The following is a 17,078-nucleotide window of genomic DNA, read 5'->3' on the forward strand; positions in this document are numbered from 1 at the left end:
TGTTCTGGCATATGAAAAGCACCTCCTTAAATTGATACATTCATCGTACCAGGAGGCGCTGTGTGTTTATATGCGTTGTTTGATTGGGGGCTTACAGTTATATAGATTCTCCTCTAAATATTTCAACATTAACTAGCTAAGATGTAATAAAGTAACTGGATTGACAAGTGATTGAAGAGGTAAAATATAATTGTATTGTGGTCAATAGTGATATTGTCTATAATCATGTAACGTACTAGGTTATATGTCATAAGAACAAGAATTTCTTGGTAATTCATGGTCCCAGTACAAATTACATTACAAGCAGTCACTTTCATTAATAGAATCATAAAAAAGATTGGAATGAACCGTATGTATTTTGTTGTATTAGATTTAGGGTGTTCTGAATGTGGAGAAAGTTCAAATGTTCTTGGAATCTATACTTCACAATTGAAGGCAAAAGATGCGTTGACTAAATATAAAAAAGTGCATCATTTAGAAAATGACCTTGACCATGAATTTTTTATCTATAAAATAGATGAGTTGAATAAAATTTATCACAATAGTTACGAGCATATTGTGGAATAAAGCAACATTTCATCCATATGAGCATATAGTAGACGAAAAGGGGTAGTTCATATGGAAAAAATTTATTGTTCACGATGTATGCTATTTATTGAAAACTGTTATAAATGTAAACAATGTGGTAGTACAGAATTAATAAAGATTAAAATAAGTATTCAAAATCAACATACTGAATATATTGTTGAAGAATAAAACATGGCAGATTGATGTCTGTCATGTTTTGTTAAATTTCAAGATTAAGGTGAAGATGGGACACTAACTGATTATTATTTTTCAATTTCTATCCATATAGATTTAGTCTGATTTGTTACATAATGATGTTTACTGATTCTCACTTCTAATAGGCCGTTACTTAAAGTTGCATTGATCTTATTGTTATCAATTTGGTAAGGCAGGATTATCGTTCGTTTGCAATTGCCAGTCTCTAACTGTTTGTCATTGTCGGTGCTATTCTGCTCAATATAAATTGTTACTTTTTCTGCTTTCGTTTCAATTTGGATATCTTCTTTAGGTATGTCTCCTACTTCTGCCTCAATAATATATTCATCATTTGTTTCAAATAGGTCGATTCTAAATGTTTGCTCATCTAATAATGTTGTAAACGGATCTATAAAGAATTGCTCCATCCATTCTTCAATTCCATTTATGCTCAAGGGATTTTTCTTTTTATTCATAATAATTGACCTCCATTTATTTCTATTCCCTCTTTAACTAATATGATATTCATAAATGGAGGATTGGTGAATAATTAGAGTCGATAGAATAAAGTGTCGTTGATTCACCAGTGGGATAGGTAGGAGAGTGGGAGATATAAAACACATGCAGTACGCAAAACAGCTGAAAAATAGAAGAGGAATGGAGTAATCTCCATTCCTTACATGTCGTGACCTGGATTGTGTTTTTGTCCAGTATGATTACGATTTTTCACCTTTTTTGAGCCGCTTAATGGTTCAGGTTGCCCACTATTATTTCCTTTTGGAGCATTTTTTCGCATATCTTTTCCATCATTTTTATTAGTCAACTTTATCCCTCCTGTCTAATATAGAATGAGTTTATTTTAATAAAAACATTCGAAAAATAAATGAATATTTTACTCATTAATTGAGATACTAAGGATGGTTTTTAAAGAGATGAAAGGAAAGTGAGTAAAAATATGCCATACAATAAAAACAAGCAACAATCATTTCAAGCTGCACAGCAAGGGACAAATGAAGCGATGGATATTTATGAGAATATAGTGAAGGAAGATGCTGACTATGGCTCACAATTAAAGCATTTATCTGAAGAAGTTAATGAAGCTTATCAACAAATTAATAATGCGCTAGAAAATGCATCTGACACGCAAAGACAAAGACTTGAGCAATACCAACAAGATTTACAAAGAATTGTAAATGAAGTTAATCAATCAGAAAAACAATAAAGATGAATGCATGAGGATAATTTAAATGGTCTGACTCTTCCGATTAATACATTATTGAATGAAATTATTTCTTCTTTTAATGTACATTAGAGAGTCAGACCATTTTTATTGAGTTACCGTATTTATGATAGTCTTATTGATTTTTCTTTCTTTTTTTATTATTTTGCCTTTGCTTCGCTGTAAGAGGCTCATTTTGCATTTCCTCATTATATCCAGCACCAATTCCTTGTGCACTTGCATCATTCATACCAGGAATAACATGATTTGCTTTACGCTTTGCCATAATATGAAGCTCACCTCCCTATAATTAGAATGTCTAAAAATTCTGTTTTACATTCGACATTAAAAATATTCATGATTATATATTGTAAATTCTCATCTATAGTGACCATACTGACATATTAAGTTAAGTGATATAGGAAAATGAAATAATATCTAAGTGTGATTTGACACTGAGCCCAATATGTTAGATTTTGGCTTTTTTCAAAAGATTGTTGCTTTTATGACAAACTTAATTAAGTGTTGGTAGGAGCTTAAAGTGCGAGACACCTGCGGGATACGTGGGAAAGGTGAGACGTGAGCAGGCGTTTACGCTGAGGAGTACGAAAAGCGTAGGCGGCTAGCCCATCGACGTACAAACTGGAGGGGCATCGATGATGACTTATCGTAGCGAGATGACCTGAAGTTTGCTTGCTCGTGCCGCAAGGAGCTATGAGGCTCACTACCCACCCCGCTACCCGTGAGTACTGCAAGAGGAGACCAACCCAAAACGCCAACTTTGTATATAGCAACAATGTCTACAAAAACAGCCTAGTTTTTAGTAAGCTTAACCACAATAATATTTGAAATAACCGCATAAAAACATATATATTTATCTAAAAATTTGATATAGTAATAAAGTAAAACTAGGTACGCTTACATAAGTAAAACTTATACATATCAATAACATCATTGTTATTTACTTATAGTACTAGTTGTATTAAGATTGAATTGTGTGAAATTTTAAAAATGGGGAACCATCCTTCGACAAGTGTCGACCTTGACTTTAATAAGGGGGAGAAAGTTTATATGACTAATCAAGTAAAAACAAGCAATGATGCTTTCCAAGCACGTAAAAGCTTTACTGTGAATGGAAAAACGTACAATTATTATTCATTACAAGCCTTAGAAGACGCAGGAATTGGCAATGTTTCACGCCTTCCTTATTCAGTTAAAGTTCTTTTAGAATCTGTTCTTCGTCAAGTAGATGGAAGAGTGATAACAAAAGAACATGTCGAAAATTTAGCAAAATGGGGTACAGACGAGCAAAGAGATATTGATGTACCATTTAAACCATCTCGTGTTATTTTACAAGACTTCACAGGTGTGCCTGCAGTAGTAGACTTAGCATCACTACGTAAAGCGATGGCAGACCTTGGCGGAGATCCTGATAAAATTAATCCTGAAATTCCAGTAGACCTCGTTATTGACCACTCCGTTCAAGTTGACAGAGCTGGAACTCCTGACGCATTAAAATTTAATATGGACCTTGAATTTGAACGTAATGCAGAGCGTTATAAATTTTTAAGCTGGGCTAAAAAATCTTTTGATAACTATCGTGCCGTACCACCTGCAACAGGTATTGTTCACCAAGTTAACTTAGAGTATTTAGCTAGTGTTGTTCATGCTGTAGAAAATGAAGATGGTGGATTTGAAGCATTCCCAGATTCATTAGTTGGTACTGACTCACATACAACAATGATAAATGGTATCGGTGTTTTAGGATGGGGTGTTGGTGGAATTGAAGCTGAAGCAGGAATGCTTGGACAACCATCATATTTCCCAGTTCCAGAGGTTATCGGTGTTAAATTAGTTGGTGAACTTCCAAATGGAACAACAGCGACAGACTTGGCACTTAAAGTAACACAAGTTTTACGTCAACAAGGTGTAGTTGGTAAATTTGTAGAATTCTTTGGTCCTGGTGTTGCGCAATTACCACTTGCAGACCGTGCAACAATTGCTAACATGGCACCAGAATACGGTGCAACTTGTGGATTCTTCCCAGTTGATGAAGAAGCATTAAATTATATGCGTTTAACTGGTAGAGATGAAGAACAAATCGAAGTGGTTGGCGAATATTGTAAAGCTAATGGCCTATTTTTCACTCCAGATAATGAAGAGCCTATCTTTACAAAAGTAGTTGAAATTGACCTTTCTAATATAGAGGCGAACCTTTCTGGTCCTAAACGTCCACAGGATTTGATTCCACTTTCTGCAATGAAAGAGACATTCCATGAACATTTAGTAGCTCCAGCAGGTAACCAAGGCTTTGGTTTAGAAGCGGATGAGATAAATAAAGAAATCACTGTTAAATTTAATAACGGTGAAGAAGCGAAAATGAAAACAGGTGCAATCGCAATCGCAGCAATTACGAGCTGTACAAATACATCAAATCCATATGTATTAGTTGCTGCTGGTCTAGTTGCCAAAAAAGCTGTTGAATTAGGTCTAGAAGTACCAACATATGTGAAAACTTCATTGGCACCGGGTTCTAAAGTTGTTACTGGATACTTAGAGAATTCAGGACTTTTACCGCATCTAGAGCAGCTTGGCTTTAACCTAGTAGGTTATGGATGTACAACTTGTATTGGTAACTCAGGGCCTTTAGCTGATGAAATTGAGGAAGCTGTTGCTGCTAATGATTTATTAGTTACTTCAGTACTTTCAGGGAACCGTAACTTTGAAGGACGTATCCACCCACTAGTTAAAGGAAACTATCTTGCATCACCACCACTTGTTGTCGCATATGCACTTGCTGGTACTGTTGACATTGACCTTCAAAAGGATTCATTAGGTAAAGACAAGAATGGTAACGATGTATTCTTTAACGATATTTGGCCAACAACGAATGAAATTAACGAAGTTGTTAATAAAACAGTAACACCTGAGCTATTTAGAAAAGAATACGAACAAGTTTTTGATGATAATGAACGTTGGAATGAGATTGAAACGACTGATGAAGCTCTATATGTTTGGGATGATTCATCAACATACATTCAAAATCCTCCATTCTTTGAAGGGTTAGAAGCAGAACCTGGTAAGGTAGAAGCATTGAAAGAGTTACGTGTTGTCGCTAAATTTGGTGACTCAGTAACAACTGACCATATTTCACCTGCTGGTTCAATTGGTAAAGATACTCCTGCTGGACGTTATTTACAAGAAAATGGTGTATCTCCTAGAGAATTCAACTCATATGGTTCACGTCGTGGTAACCATGAGGTAATGATGAGAGGAACGTTCGCAAACATCCGTATCAAAAACCAAATTGCTCCGGGAACAGAAGGTGGTTATACTACTTACTGGCCAACAGGTGAAGTGAAATCTATCTATGATGCTTGTATGGATTATAAACAAGATGGAACTGGTTTAGTTGTATTTGCAGGAAAAGATTACGGAATGGGAAGCTCACGTGACTGGGCTGCAAAAGGAACTAATTTACTTGGTATTAAAACAGTCATAGCAGAAAGCTTTGAAAGAATCCACCGTAGTAATTTAGTATTGATGGGTGTTCTTCCTCTTCAATTTAAAGAAGGAGAAAATTCAGACACACTTGGATTAACTGGTAAAGAAACAATCGAAGTAGCTATTGATGAATCTGTTAAACCACGTGATTATGTAAAGGTTACAGCTACAGACGAAGCAGGCAATAAAAAGGAATTTGAGGTACTAGTTCGCTTCGATAGTGAAGTTGAAATAGATTACTACCGACATGGCGGTATCCTTCAAATGGTATTACGTGATAAATTAAAAGGGTAAATCAAAATAAAAAAGGAGCGGAATTCCGTTCCTTTTTTATTTGCTATGTAAATCAGTGAGTTTTTATTTATTAGGCAAATGTTTTTGATTAGCACTTTTTTGTTATGGGAATAGAGCATACTTATAAAACAACTACGTTCAAAAGGATAGAAGATAAATTCATTGTTCTATAACGTTTTCCGTGGTTAAATATAGGTGAGAAAGTTTTTTTAAGGAGACATCACAATTGATATATGATGCAGTCCAAATTGGGCCTTTTATCATTCAGTACTTTCTAATTATCGTCTTATTAACCTTTTTCATAAACTACGTTTTAATACAGTTATTAATAAATAATATAGAAATTAAACAGTTTATTAAGCAATATTACATAACAATGGTACTGATGACATTATTTACATATAAATTTGGTATAATTTTATTTCAACCTGATATTTTGTTCACTAAATACTGGTTTTATTTTACTGGTGGAACGAAAGCAATGTATTTAGGGTTTATCTTAAGCATACTATTCCTTATTTGGCAGATGTTTTCGAAAAAACTTTCGACTAAAGTAGTAGTTACAGGAATACTTATCATGTTCATATGTTTTCATATACTTTACCCTATTATAAAAATCATTGTATTGTCCTTAACATAGGAGGTTTTTATATAAAATGAAGAAAATCCTAGCGATTTCGATATTAGTGTTTTTAGTTGGATATGCAATTTACACTTCCTTCACACCAAATACAAAGGAAGGAATAACAAAAGGTAACGCTGCACCTAATATTGAGTTAAAAACATTAGATGGAAAAGAAATGAGTTTAGAAACTCTGAAAGGAAAAAAGGTCCTCCTTAATTTTTGGGCAACTTGGTGTCCACCATGTCGCGCCGAGATGCCGGATATGCAGAAATTACAGGATAATTTTGGAGAAGAAGTTGTTGTAGCAGCAGTGAATTTTACTAGCAGTGAACCAAATAAAGATTCAGTTAAGAAATTTGTGGATGAATTAGCGTTAACGATTCCTATTCTTATGGATGAAAAGGGAAAAGTTAATAGTCAATATGAAGTGCTGCAATATCCTACTTCTTATATTCTTGATGAGAATGGAATCATTACTGAAAAATATGTTGGTGCGTTATCTTATGAACAAATGGTAAAAATGCTTGAAATTAAGAAATAACAAATTGCTTTGCTTGAACAGATACCCTTTAAGAGAGTATCTGTTCTTTTTTAGTCATTACTAGGTGTTCCTACATATTATCTCTGTATTACTTATGCTAGGCCTGTTTTCATCAATCATCGAATATTTAATTCACATAAATTTTCAGTATTTTGTACTAAATTGAAGGAAAAGTGGAAATCCTTTAATTCATATATATGGAGGTGATAAGTTGTGAGGAAACAAAAGAAAAAGTCATTGGAAGAACTTGTGAATGAAAATAAACAGCAATTACTAAAGGACCAGGAGGCGCTTAACCGCATTGAAGAGCGTTGGGAACATAGAATTTTAAACCGCTTAGATTAACAAGCTTTACTAGTTATGGACGCATTCTTAAAAGGGTACTCTATTCACTGAGGAGGGGATAACTTTGACGAACTCTAAAATGAAGCAACAACACTTTACACCGGATCATATAGGAACAAAGTCGAGAGCATTTGGAAATAATAAAGGAAAAAAAATGCAAGATACATCTGGTAAGCATGCACAAGTAATTCAGACAAAAGGTGAATAGATGTGTGAGAGCTTTATAAACTTTGAATAGAAAGGATGTTTTTCCATGACTAAACAAAATAGACCAAATCCTGATGATCGTACAGATAATGTAGAAAAGCTTCAAACAATGGTTCAAAACACAATTGAAAACATTGAAGAATCTCAAGAAACAATGCAGTTTGCTTCTGAAAAAGATCGTAACTTAATTCAAGCAAAAAATGAACGTCGTGAAGAAGCAATTCATGCGATGAGAGATGAAATTAAAGATGAAGCCCAAGCACGTGAAAATGGGTACCGATAAGAAGAAGTATTGAATGAAACCAGGCTATATATGCCTGGTTTTTCCTTGCTTTTTAAAATCGATATGTTTATAAACCTTATAGAACTATTCCATATAATTGAGTAGTTTACATCTTTTATCTATTACAGCGGTTATGATATGATTTGGTAGAAGAGTTATTATTGGTAACAGCAAGGAGCGAAAACGATGTTAGTATCAAAAAAAGATATAGAAGTAAGGTATGCGGAAACAGACCAAATGGGTGTTGTTTACCATGCAAATTACTTAGTCTGGATGGAAGTCGGAAGGACAAAGCTAATTCAGGATTTAGGGTTTTCATATGCCGATATGGAGAAAGAGGGAATTATATCACCAGTTCTTGATATCAAGATAACATATAAAAAACCAGTTCGTTACGGAGAAACGGTCACAATTCATACTTGGATTGAAGAATACAATGGAATAAAAAGTATATATGGTTATGAGATTTTTACAGAGAAAGGCGAGCTGTCAGTGCAAGCTACCTCAACACATGTATGTGTAAAGAGAGACACATTTAGACCAGTTAAAGTGAAAAACCTTTTTCCAGACTGGCATGAAGCTTACGAAAAGGCAAAAAAGTAAATGGCTTTCGGCGTTACAAGAGACGAACTTAACAACTGGAAAAGTGATGTTATAAAAGGTGAAATTGCTTTTTTAACACATTTTTGGTATGATGAACGATTTCCTAACTCAAACAGTGTTACAAAAGTAGGATGCTCAGATATTAATAAGCTTATTGAGTGGGGAAGGCAGTATGGATTAAAGCCTGAATGGATTCATAAATATGGCCAATTTCCGCATTTTGATTTATTAGGTTCAGTACAACTTGATATTCTAAAAAAATGTGGACGCTATGACCATATCGTGCGCTTTCGGTTACTAGAGCAATCATAAAATTAACTTCATCCTTCCATATATATAAGAAGAGGGTAACTCTCGTGTTTACATCTTCCAATAAACACTGAAAAATAGAAATAAACATTTATCAGTGCATTAGCGGTTTGAATGACACTTGAGTTACCCTCTTATTTTCTAATCTACATAGGTAAATATAGGTTCATTTAGTTTATTATCTAGTACAACATGTAAATTATGGTTATCAAAGTACCATAAATCACGATTTTCAATAAAAAAGGTAATTCCATTCTTTTCGACTTTCGATCCTATTTCATCGGGCGTTTGTTTCGTTACACCGAGAGAGAATCCTTTTTGAACATTACTACAGCCACCATATCTAACAAAAAATTGTACGGAATCACCATTATTTAAATTTAATTCATCCTTGTACCAATTTAGTGCGTTGTCATCAATTGTAATTTCCATTATAAAAACTCCTTCAGGTAAATGATGGATATTATTTAAAGATTGTTTTTTATTATGTTAAGTTGATTAAAGCGAATTGATCACCACCAGCCTGCTCTTACCTAGTATAGTATAGCAATGAAGACCAAACTTAAAATGAAAACGAATTCAAATAGAAACTATATTTTCTAAAACTACGTAAATTTAAAATAAAATAAGGTTACTTAACTGTTTTCATCTAGTCTAGTTAAATGTCATAACCATTTCACTTTAGGTTCAGTTTTATCTACAATACGTTTAATATTTGAACGGTGTCTATAGATGACAAAAATAGTAAGTAATGATACGACTATTATTAAAGGGATGTCTTTTGTAACTATACTGTATATAACAGCATATATACCAGCTAACATTGAAGAAAGCGATACATATTTTGAGATATAGAGTGCGATAAAAAAGAAGGCTACCATTGTTAAAAATAGCATTGGCTCGTAGCATAGCAGCACACCTGCTGAAGTAGCAACAGCTTTACCACCTTTGAATTTTGCAAAGATAGGATATGTATGTCCAAGCACTGCAAATATTCCAACAATTAGAATAAAGATTGGTGGCAAATCAATAAATCTTGGTATCGCAGCAGCGAGTGTTCCTTTTAAAATATCAGCACTAGTAACGATAAGACCTGCTTTTACTCCTAGAGTACGGAATGTATTTGTTCCACCCAAGTTTCCACTACCATGCTCTCGAATGTCAATCCCATATCCTAGCTTTCCAACAATAAGTCCAGACGGTATTGAACCGATTAAATAAGCTAAAACAAATATAAATGCTTCAATCATATTAGATACTCCTTTATATAATCTTTCTCTATTTTATCATGACCATATATAAAAACACTATGAGAGAATAAAAAAACAAAAAATATCGCATTGTAAGTGGAACGAACAAAAGTTTAACATAAAGGTAATAGTCATTTATTTGCATCCACCCCGTGGAGAGCGAGTACTGCAAGAGGAGACAAACCCTAAACGACCACTCAGTTAAAAGCAACACTGTTTACGAAAACTGCCTATATTAATTTTTTCCTCTCATCAACACATTTTGAAGAGAGTGAAAAATACAACCTATGCAAAAAGAGCTATTATAATAAACATCATTCTTTGTTATGATAAATTTAAAGGAGTTGAAAATCGATGAATTACCCGAATAGGCAAGAAATTAAAGATATTTTAAATAGAAGTAAAACAATTGCTGTAGTCGGTTTATCAGATAAGCCTGATCGAACTTCTTATATGGTTAGTAAAGTTATGCAAGATGCTGGGTATAAGATAATTCCTGTAAATCCCACTGTGCAAACAGTTTTAGGCGAGAAGGCATATTCTTCGCTAAAGGAAATAAAAGAACATGTTGATATAGTAAACGTATTTCGCCGTTCAGAACAGCTTTTCGATGTTGCAGAAGAATTTTTGCAAATTGATGCAGATGTATTTTGGGCACAATTAGGATTAGAGAATGAAGCTGCATATAACCTTTTAAAAGAGAATAATAAAATTGTTATTATGAATCGTTGTATAAAAGTGGAGTATGCAATGACAAGATAGTTCATTCAATATACGAAAATCCTTGTAAAACAAGGATTTTTTATTTTATTAGCCGAATCACCTTTGCTAATTGTAAAATACGTTATACAATTAAACAGATGAATTAGCTATATACTACGTAGATGATTGTAAAAAATCGTAAAGCTTTTTAAAAATAATCAGCGTAATCACAACTTATCGTTTTAACGAGGCAGTAATTAAATATTTAATTTAGCTTAGGTACTCCTTGAAGGTATCTATTTTAGAAAAGTGGGTTGTCGACCTACAAATTATTGTATAAAATACTTAAACATGCTTCTTAACAAGAGATAATGTACTTGTGAGTGAATTGAAAGGGGTTTAGTCGTTTGGGAAAGCAACAACAGTTTGACTATAATGATGATGCGATACAAGTCCTAGAAGGATTGGAAGCTGTAAGAAAGCGCCCAGGGATGTATATAGGCAGTACGGATAGTCGTGGACTGCATCATCTTGTATATGAAATTGTCGATAACTCTGTGGACGAGGCTCTAGCTGGTCATGGTGACCATATTATTGTCAAAATTCATAGAGATAATAGTATATCAGTTCAAGATAAAGGTCGGGGAATGCCAACAGGAATGCATAAACTTGGCAAACCGACACCAGAGGTTATATTAACAGTTCTCCATGCAGGAGGGAAATTTGGACAGGGTGGCTATAAGACAAGTGGCGGACTACATGGAGTAGGAGCTTCAGTTGTTAATGCGCTGTCTGAATGGTTAGTCGTAACGATTCACCGTGAAGGATTCATCTACGAGCAACGCTTTGAAAATGGCGGTATTCCTGCTACAACACTTACAAAAAAAGGGAAAACGAATAAAACAGGTACAACCATTCATTTTAAGCCAGACCCAATCATATTTAGTACAACAACATATAACTTTGAAACATTGAGTGAACGTTTACGTGAATCAGCATTTTTATTAAAAGGGTTTAAAATTGAATTAATAGATGAACGAAATGACCTTAATGAGATATATCATTATGAAACTGGTATTGAAGCGTTTGTCACATACTTAAACGAAGAAAAAGATGTACTACATCCAGTCGTTTCATTTGAGGGAGAACAAAATGGAATCGAAGTCGATTTTGCATTTCAATTTAATGATGGGTACTCTGAGAATATTTTATCCTTTGTAAATAATGTTCGTACAAAGGATGGCGGTACACATGAAGCTGGCTCAAAAACAGCTATGACAAGAGCATTTAATGAATATGCGAGAAAAACAGGTATGCTGAAGGAAAAGGACAAAAATTTAGAAGGGTCAGATATCCGAGAAGGTTTAGCGGCTATCATCTCTGTTAGAATACCTGAGGAGTTATTGCAATTTGAAGGTCAAACAAAAGGAAAATTAGGGACTAGTGAAGCAAGAGCTGCCGTGGATGCGATTGTATCAGAGAACCTAGCTTACTTCTTAGAAGAGAACCCTGATTCAGCAACATTACTTGTGAAAAAGTCAATTAAAGCATATCAAGCTAGAGAAGCTGCGCGTAAAGCACGTGAGGAAGCAAGAAGCGGAAAAAAACGTAAACGCTCAGAGACGACATTAAGTGGTAAATTAACACCAGCGCAGTCACGTAATCCTAATAAAAATGAGCTGTATTTAGTCGAGGGTGATTCAGCCGGTGGTTCTGCAAAGCAAGGTCGGGACAGAAGATTCCAAGCTGTGTTACCTTTACGTGGTAAAGTTATAAATACTGAAAAGGCTAAACTCGCTGATATCTTTAAAAATGAAGAAATCAATACGATTATCCATGCGATTGGCGGTGGTGTTGGGGCTGATTTCGAAGTTGAAGATATTAACTATGATAAAGTAATTATTATGACTGATGCCGATACTGATGGTGCTCACATTCAAGTATTGTTACTAACTTTCTTCTATCGTTATATGAAACCATTAATTGAGCATGGTAAGGTATTTATCGCACTGCCGCCTTTATATAAAGTGAGTAAAGGTACAGGTAAGAAGGAAGTTATTGAATATGCTTGGTCTGATGAAGAACTAGATGGAGCTATATCAAAAATTGGAAAAGGCTACATGATTCAAAGATATAAAGGTCTAGGAGAAATGAATGCTGACCAATTATGGGAAACGACCATGAATCCTGGCACTAGAACGCTTATTCGTGTCAAAATTGATGATGCTGCACGTGCTGAAAGACGAATTACAACACTTATGGGCGATAAAGTTGAACCTCGTCGTAAATGGATTGAAAGTAATGTAGCGTTCGGTCTCGATGAGGATACGAATATATTAGAAAATGAACATTTATCGGTCGCAGAGGAGGTATAGGTTTTGGCAGATTCAATTGAAGTTTATCGTGATTTACCACTCGAAGATGTATTAGGTGACCGTTTTGGACGTTATAGTAAATATATTATCCAAGATCGTGCATTACCTGACGCACGTGATGGCTTAAAACCGGTACAACGACGTATATTATATGCAATGTACGTCGAAGGTAATACATTTGAGAAGAACTTTCGTAAGTCAGCAAAAACAGTCGGGAATGTAATCGGTAATTATCACCCTCATGGTGATTCTTCGGTATACGAAGCAATGGTCCGTATGAGTCAAGATTGGAAAGTAAGAAATGTGCTGATTCAAATGCATGGCAATAATGGTAGTATTGACGGGGATCCGCCTGCTGCCATGCGTTATACCGAGGCAAGACTTTCTGCAATTGCTTCTGAACTACTCCGTGATATCGAAAAAGATACTGTAGAATTTGTTCCAAACTTTGACGATACAAGTAAAGAACCACTCGTTTTACCAGCAATGTTTCCAAATTTACTTGTGAACGGATCAACAGGAATATCTGCTGGTTATGCAACTGATATCCCTCCACATAACCTTGGTGAAGTGATAGATGCAGTTATTAAACGAATGGAAAGACCGGATTGTTCTGTCGAGGATTTAATGAAGCTAATAAAAGGACCTGACTTTCCTACAGGAGGTATCATCCAAGGAATCGATGGTATTAAAAAAGCGTATGAAACAGGTAAGGGAAAAATAATTATCCGAGGTAAAACATCCATTGAAGAACTGCGCGGTGGAAAACAACAGATTGTTATTACAGAGATTCCTTTTGAAGTAAATAAAGCGAATCTTGTAAAAAGAATTGATGAATTCCGTATTGAACGTAAAGTTGAGGGTATCGCTGAGGTTCGTGATGATACGGATCGCACTGGTTTAAGAATAGTTATTGAATTAAAAAAAGATGCTAATGCACAGGGTGTTTTAAATTATCTTTACAAGAACAGCGATCTGCAAGTTCCATATCATTTTAATATGGTTGCAATTCATAACCGCAGACCAATGTTGATGAGCCTTCCATCAATATTAGATGCATATATTGGGCATCAAAAAGAAGTTGTTACTAATCGTTCAAAGCATGAATTGCAAAAGGCACAGGAGCGTCAACATATTGTTGAAGGGTTAATGAAGGCATTATCGATATTGGATGAAGTAATTTCGACAATTCGTGCTTCTAAAGATAAACGGGATGCAAAAAACAACTTAATTGCCAAGTACCAATTTACTGAACCGCAAGCGGAAGCAATTGTATCATTACAACTTTATCGTTTAACGAATACAGATATTACTGCACTTCAAAAAGAAGCTGAAGATTTAGATAAAAAAGTTCGTGATTTAACAAGTATTTTAAATGATGAAAATGTTTTAATAAAGGTTATTAAAGATGATTTAAGAAGAGTAAAGAAAACTTACGTTGATAGCCGCCGTTCAGTCATAGAAGAAAAAATTGAAGAAATAAAAATAAACTTAGAAGTGATGGTCGCTTCTGAGGATGTTATTGTAACAATTACAAAAGACGGATATATAAAACGGACAAGTATTCGCTCTTATACTGCTTCAAATGGTCAGGATTTCGGCATGAAAGATACAGACCGGTTGCTCTCCAAGGTTGAAATAAATACAACCGATGTGATTCTACTGTTTACGAATAAAGGAAACTATTTATATTGTCCAGTTCATGAGCTTCCTGACATTCGTTGGAAAGACCTAGGACAGCACATTGCAAACATCATTCCGATTGACCGTGATGAAGAAATTATTACTGTCATACCAGTAACTAATTTTGAAGAAAAGTCATATCTCACATTTGTTACAAAGTCCGGAATGGTGAAAAAGACTGAGTTGAGCCAATATAAAGCTCAAAGATATTCTAAGCCGTTAGTTGCTATTAATTTAAAGGGTGATGACCAAGTTGTCGATGTTCACCATACTAAAGGTGATGAAGATATTTTCTTAGTTACACATTTAGGATATGGATTATGGTTTGAAGAGGAAGAGATTAGTGTTGTCGGTCCTCGTGCAGCAGGTGTTAAAGGGGTAAACTTAAAAGATAGTGATTATGTTGTAAGTGGAAAAGTAATTGACAGGACGAAAAAGACGTTTATTGTAATTGTTACTCAAAGAGGTGCAGTGAAGAAAATGTCTTTAAATGATTTTGAAAAAACTACTCGTGCGAAACGAGGTCTCGTCATGCTGCGAGAATTAAAGAATCAACCACATCGTATTATCGGTGCAGTAGTTACACATTCAAAGGGTGATGTCTACCTTGAAACTGAAAGAGGTACGATCGAAGCAATCGATATTTCTTCGTTAAGACCGAATGACCGATATAGTAATGGGTCATTTGTAATTGATGAACAAGAATCAGGTACTGTAAAAACGGTTTGGTTTACTCCTGCTGAAGATAAAGATTGATGATATAAGAAAACAATTAGAAAGAGGATGACTCTCAAGTATTCGCCCTTCCTCCTAACACCGTTATATAGAATGATTGATTCTTTATTGTGTTTTCGAGGGGCCGATCGTTGAGTCATCCTCTTTTTTTAGCTTCGTTTATTTACTTTTAAAGTAATCTGAAAATGAATGAACAAATTCAATTCCATGATAAGTTAATAAACTAACAGCAGTAAGTGAAAAAACAATTACTGGAATAAATCTCATGATAGTCATCATCCATACCTCCTAATTTTTTCTTTACGTTGCTGAAGGTAGATGACGATAAGAAAAGTAGGAAGATTGATAATAGACTGCATGGAGGAAATTCTTTAGAGTAAGAGTAAACAAGAATAATGAAAAGGATGCATAAGCAATAACTGGTAATATCAATTGCTCTACTTTAATATTCAATAACTTTTCCAAATTAGTGAATGGATTCTTTCCTTCTTGTTCGGAGTCGATTCCTTGTAAAACGGTGGATTCATTTTCAACACCGACTAATTCACCGTGAATAGAAGTCTGATGCGTGTTTGATATTAATACAAACTGGAACCCAATAAAGGCAATCAAGAACACTATACAAAGCTTCATAAACCGTTCGGTACTAATTAAAATCACCTCCCTCATTGCACAATATGACAATTTTAATCCTTTTATCATTACTTGAAAAGTATTTTGACTCTTATTTTTTTATATAATAGGATATGAGGTTTTTATGATAATAAGTTTATTGTATTTTACAAGGCTTTTCGTTGGCCTTGACTATAAATAGAGAATTTTCATCGAGGTAAAGAAATCCATAGATGGAAAGTAAAAAGTAGAAATTGTATGTAACAAATTCACAAATATTAATTCAGCATTATATACCTAAGAAAAAAGACTACCTTATTCAGAGTAGTCTTTTTTCTTAGGTATATATTTAAATATATCATTTGATTCAAAACTATCTACTAATCGATTTAGCCAATCGTAATATTCAAGGGCACGATGAAGTTTAGCGATGTCTTGTTGTATTTCCTGATTAATATCCTCTGAAATGTCATTATTATTTAGAAGTTGATTAAGTTCTTTTAAAGATTTTTCAATAGCGGAAACATTAATATTTACACCGTTTCGCCATTTAATTGTAAAGAAATCGATAAATGTTTGATACCAGTCTTCCTCAGCTACATATAAATCCTTTCGACTACCCTTTTTCCAAACCTTGTCAACCATCTGCAAGTCCATCAAGTGTCTAACGGACGTGCTCATACTTGTTTTACTCATTCCAAGTTCATGTTTCATTTCATCAAGTGTCATTGGTTCGTTTTGAAAATAGAGCAGTCCCCAAAGCCTCCCCACAGATGGAGTAACACCGTATAAGTTCATATTTTGAGATATTGCATCTATCACTCGTTCTCGAGCCTTTTCAATTTCCTCTTTACCTTGCAAACCATTTTCACATCCTATTTGTGAGTATATATACAGACTACATTTAACTCATTTGAAAGTAAAGATTATGATATGAAAGGATTATGGAGGAATTCTAAGGATATAGTGTGTATAGTACGTACAGTATTTTCTGTACAAAGTTTACGGATGTATATGCCCTTATTTGCG

General features: G+C 34.4%; 20 protein-coding genes. 13 read left to right on the forward strand and 7 right to left on the reverse strand.

The features are described 5' to 3' along the window. Positions 1–351 precede the first annotated feature (351 nt). Positions 352–567 carry a hypothetical protein gene (locus J2S19_RS05485; RefSeq protein ID WP_307338454.1) on the forward strand — a complete coding sequence of 72 codons (216 nt, stop codon included), beginning with the start codon at positions 352–354 and terminating at the stop codon, positions 565–567. A 263-nt stretch (positions 568–830) separates the two neighbouring features. Here J2S19_RS05485 and J2S19_RS05490 read toward each other — a convergent pair whose 3' ends face one another. Further along, positions 831–1,238 (reverse strand): Hsp20/alpha crystallin family protein, encoded by a 408-nt coding sequence (locus tag J2S19_RS05490; protein ID WP_307338456.1) that lies wholly within the window; start codon positions 1,236–1,238, stop codon positions 831–833. A gap of 200 nt (positions 1,239–1,438) precedes the next feature. Further along, complete coding sequence (locus J2S19_RS05495) at positions 1,439–1,585, reverse strand: small acid-soluble spore protein P (RefSeq protein ID WP_307338457.1); 147 nt, start codon at positions 1,583–1,585, stop codon at positions 1,439–1,441. Between the two features lie 132 nt (positions 1,586–1,717). On the opposite strand from J2S19_RS05495, the gene J2S19_RS05500 reads away from it, so the two are divergent. Beyond that, on the forward strand, positions 1,718–1,984 hold the full coding sequence (locus tag J2S19_RS05500) for a hypothetical protein (protein ID WP_307339139.1): 267 nt from the start codon (positions 1,718–1,720) through the stop codon (positions 1,982–1,984). Between the two features lie 133 nt (positions 1,985–2,117). Here J2S19_RS05500 and sspO read toward each other — a convergent pair whose 3' ends face one another. Then, on the reverse strand, positions 2,118–2,267 hold the full coding sequence (sspO, locus tag J2S19_RS05505; protein ID WP_307338459.1) for a small acid-soluble spore protein SspO: 150 nt from the start codon (positions 2,265–2,267) through the stop codon (positions 2,118–2,120). Positions 2,268–3,052: 785 nt separating this feature from the next. On the opposite strand from sspO, the gene acnA reads away from it, so the two are divergent. The 8 genes from acnA (at position 3,053) to J2S19_RS05545 (ending at position 8,695) form a co-directional block, all read left to right on the forward strand. Continuing rightward, positions 3,053–5,779: an aconitate hydratase AcnA gene (acnA, locus tag J2S19_RS05510; protein ID WP_307338461.1), complete on the forward strand. Its 2,727-nt coding sequence runs from the start codon at positions 3,053–3,055 to the stop codon at positions 5,777–5,779. Positions 5,780–6,005: 226 nt separating this feature from the next. Beyond that, on the forward strand, positions 6,006–6,419 hold the full coding sequence (locus J2S19_RS05515) for a hypothetical protein (RefSeq protein WP_307338462.1): 414 nt from the start codon (positions 6,006–6,008) through the stop codon (positions 6,417–6,419). Between the two features lie 16 nt (positions 6,420–6,435). Next, positions 6,436–6,945, forward strand: a complete 510-nt coding sequence (locus J2S19_RS05520; protein WP_307338464.1) for a redoxin domain-containing protein — start codon at positions 6,436–6,438, stop codon at positions 6,943–6,945. A 213-nt stretch (positions 6,946–7,158) separates the two neighbouring features. After that, complete coding sequence (locus J2S19_RS05525) at positions 7,159–7,290, forward strand: FbpB family small basic protein (RefSeq protein ID WP_307338465.1); 132 nt, start codon at positions 7,159–7,161, stop codon at positions 7,288–7,290. Positions 7,291–7,369: 79 nt separating this feature from the next. Next, complete coding sequence (locus J2S19_RS05530) at positions 7,370–7,498, forward strand: acid-soluble spore protein N (protein WP_307339141.1); 129 nt, start codon at positions 7,370–7,372, stop codon at positions 7,496–7,498. Positions 7,499–7,543: 45 nt separating this feature from the next. Then, a complete protein-coding gene (tlp, locus tag J2S19_RS05535) occupies positions 7,544–7,780 on the forward strand; it encodes a small acid-soluble spore protein Tlp (RefSeq protein WP_307338468.1) in 237 nt (78 codons plus the stop codon). A 186-nt stretch (positions 7,781–7,966) separates the two neighbouring features. Continuing rightward, positions 7,967–8,383 (forward strand): acyl-CoA thioesterase, encoded by a 417-nt coding sequence (locus tag J2S19_RS05540; protein WP_307338470.1) that lies wholly within the window; start codon positions 7,967–7,969, stop codon positions 8,381–8,383. Further along, positions 8,384–8,695 (forward strand): hypothetical protein, encoded by a 312-nt coding sequence (locus tag J2S19_RS05545; protein ID WP_307338472.1) that lies wholly within the window; start codon positions 8,384–8,386, stop codon positions 8,693–8,695. It begins immediately after the preceding gene. Positions 8,696–8,833: 138 nt separating this feature from the next. On the opposite strand, the gene J2S19_RS05550 is transcribed toward J2S19_RS05545, so the two are convergent. Together J2S19_RS05550 and plsY are read right to left on the reverse strand one after the other, a co-directional pair. Next, positions 8,834–9,124, reverse strand: a complete 291-nt coding sequence (locus J2S19_RS05550; RefSeq protein ID WP_307338474.1) for a HesB/YadR/YfhF family protein — start codon at positions 9,122–9,124, stop codon at positions 8,834–8,836. A 233-nt stretch (positions 9,125–9,357) separates the two neighbouring features. Further along, positions 9,358–9,942: a glycerol-3-phosphate 1-O-acyltransferase PlsY gene (gene plsY, locus J2S19_RS05555; protein ID WP_307338476.1), complete on the reverse strand. Its 585-nt coding sequence runs from the start codon at positions 9,940–9,942 to the stop codon at positions 9,358–9,360. Between the two features lie 354 nt (positions 9,943–10,296). Here plsY and J2S19_RS05560 point away from each other — a divergent pair, with 354 nt between their 5' ends. The 3 genes from J2S19_RS05560 (at position 10,297) to parC (ending at position 15,458) form a co-directional block, all read left to right on the forward strand. After that, entirely contained in the window at positions 10,297–10,704 is a 408-nt protein-coding gene (locus tag J2S19_RS05560; RefSeq protein WP_307338479.1) for a CoA-binding protein, read from the forward strand. 347 nt (positions 10,705–11,051) lie between these two features. Then, entirely contained in the window at positions 11,052–13,019 is a 1,968-nt protein-coding gene (parE, locus tag J2S19_RS05565) for a DNA topoisomerase IV subunit B (protein ID WP_307338482.1), read from the forward strand. A gap of 15 nt (positions 13,020–13,034) precedes the next feature. After that, the gene (gene parC, locus J2S19_RS05570; RefSeq protein ID WP_307339143.1) at positions 13,035–15,458 is read left to right on the forward strand and encodes a DNA topoisomerase IV subunit A; all 2,424 of its coding nucleotides are present in this window, start codon (positions 13,035–13,037) and stop codon (positions 15,456–15,458) included. A gap of 279 nt (positions 15,459–15,737) precedes the next feature. On the opposite strand, the gene J2S19_RS05575 is transcribed toward parC, so the two are convergent. After that, a complete protein-coding gene (locus J2S19_RS05575; RefSeq protein ID WP_307338484.1) occupies positions 15,738–16,121 on the reverse strand; it encodes a hypothetical protein in 384 nt (127 codons plus the stop codon). Between the two features lie 243 nt (positions 16,122–16,364). Beyond that, positions 16,365–16,910, reverse strand: a complete 546-nt coding sequence (gene cudC / locus J2S19_RS05580; protein WP_307338487.1) for a choline uptake/conversion transcriptional regulator CudC — start codon at positions 16,908–16,910, stop codon at positions 16,365–16,367. Positions 16,911–17,078: the final 168 nt, after the last annotated feature.

The organism is Metabacillus malikii, from assembly GCF_030813355.1.
GTDB lineage: Bacteria > Bacillota > Bacilli > Bacillales > Bacillaceae > Metabacillus > Metabacillus malikii.

Bases quoted from the DNA above. Each gene is read 5' to 3' on its own strand.
- J2S19_RS05485 (WP_307338454.1), top strand. From the start codon at position 352: ATGTATTTTGTTGTATTAGATTTAGGGTGTTCTGAATGTGGAGAAAGT.
- J2S19_RS05490 (WP_307338456.1), bottom strand. From the start codon at position 1,238: ATGAATAAAAAGAAAAATCCCTTGAGCATAAATGGAATTGAAGAATGG.
- J2S19_RS05500 (WP_307339139.1), top strand. From the start codon at position 1,718: ATGCCATACAATAAAAACAAGCAACAATCATTTCAAGCTGCACAGCAA.
- sspO (WP_307338459.1), bottom strand. From the start codon at position 2,267: ATGGCAAAGCGTAAAGCAAATCATGTTATTCCTGGTATGAATGATGCA.
- acnA (WP_307338461.1), top strand. From the start codon at position 3,053: ATGACTAATCAAGTAAAAACAAGCAATGATGCTTTCCAAGCACGTAAA.
- J2S19_RS05520 (WP_307338464.1), top strand. From the start codon at position 6,436: ATGAAGAAAATCCTAGCGATTTCGATATTAGTGTTTTTAGTTGGATAT.
- J2S19_RS05530 (WP_307339141.1), top strand. From the start codon at position 7,370: ATGAAGCAACAACACTTTACACCGGATCATATAGGAACAAAGTCGAGA.
- tlp (WP_307338468.1), top strand. From the start codon at position 7,544: ATGACTAAACAAAATAGACCAAATCCTGATGATCGTACAGATAATGTA.
- J2S19_RS05540 (WP_307338470.1), top strand. From the start codon at position 7,967: ATGTTAGTATCAAAAAAAGATATAGAAGTAAGGTATGCGGAAACAGAC.
- J2S19_RS05545 (WP_307338472.1), top strand. From the start codon at position 8,384: ATGGCTTTCGGCGTTACAAGAGACGAACTTAACAACTGGAAAAGTGAT.
- J2S19_RS05550 (WP_307338474.1), bottom strand. From the start codon at position 9,124: ATGGAAATTACAATTGATGACAACGCACTAAATTGGTACAAGGATGAA.
- plsY (WP_307338476.1), bottom strand. From the start codon at position 9,942: ATGATTGAAGCATTTATATTTGTTTTAGCTTATTTAATCGGTTCAATA.
- J2S19_RS05560 (WP_307338479.1), top strand. From the start codon at position 10,297: ATGAATTACCCGAATAGGCAAGAAATTAAAGATATTTTAAATAGAAGT.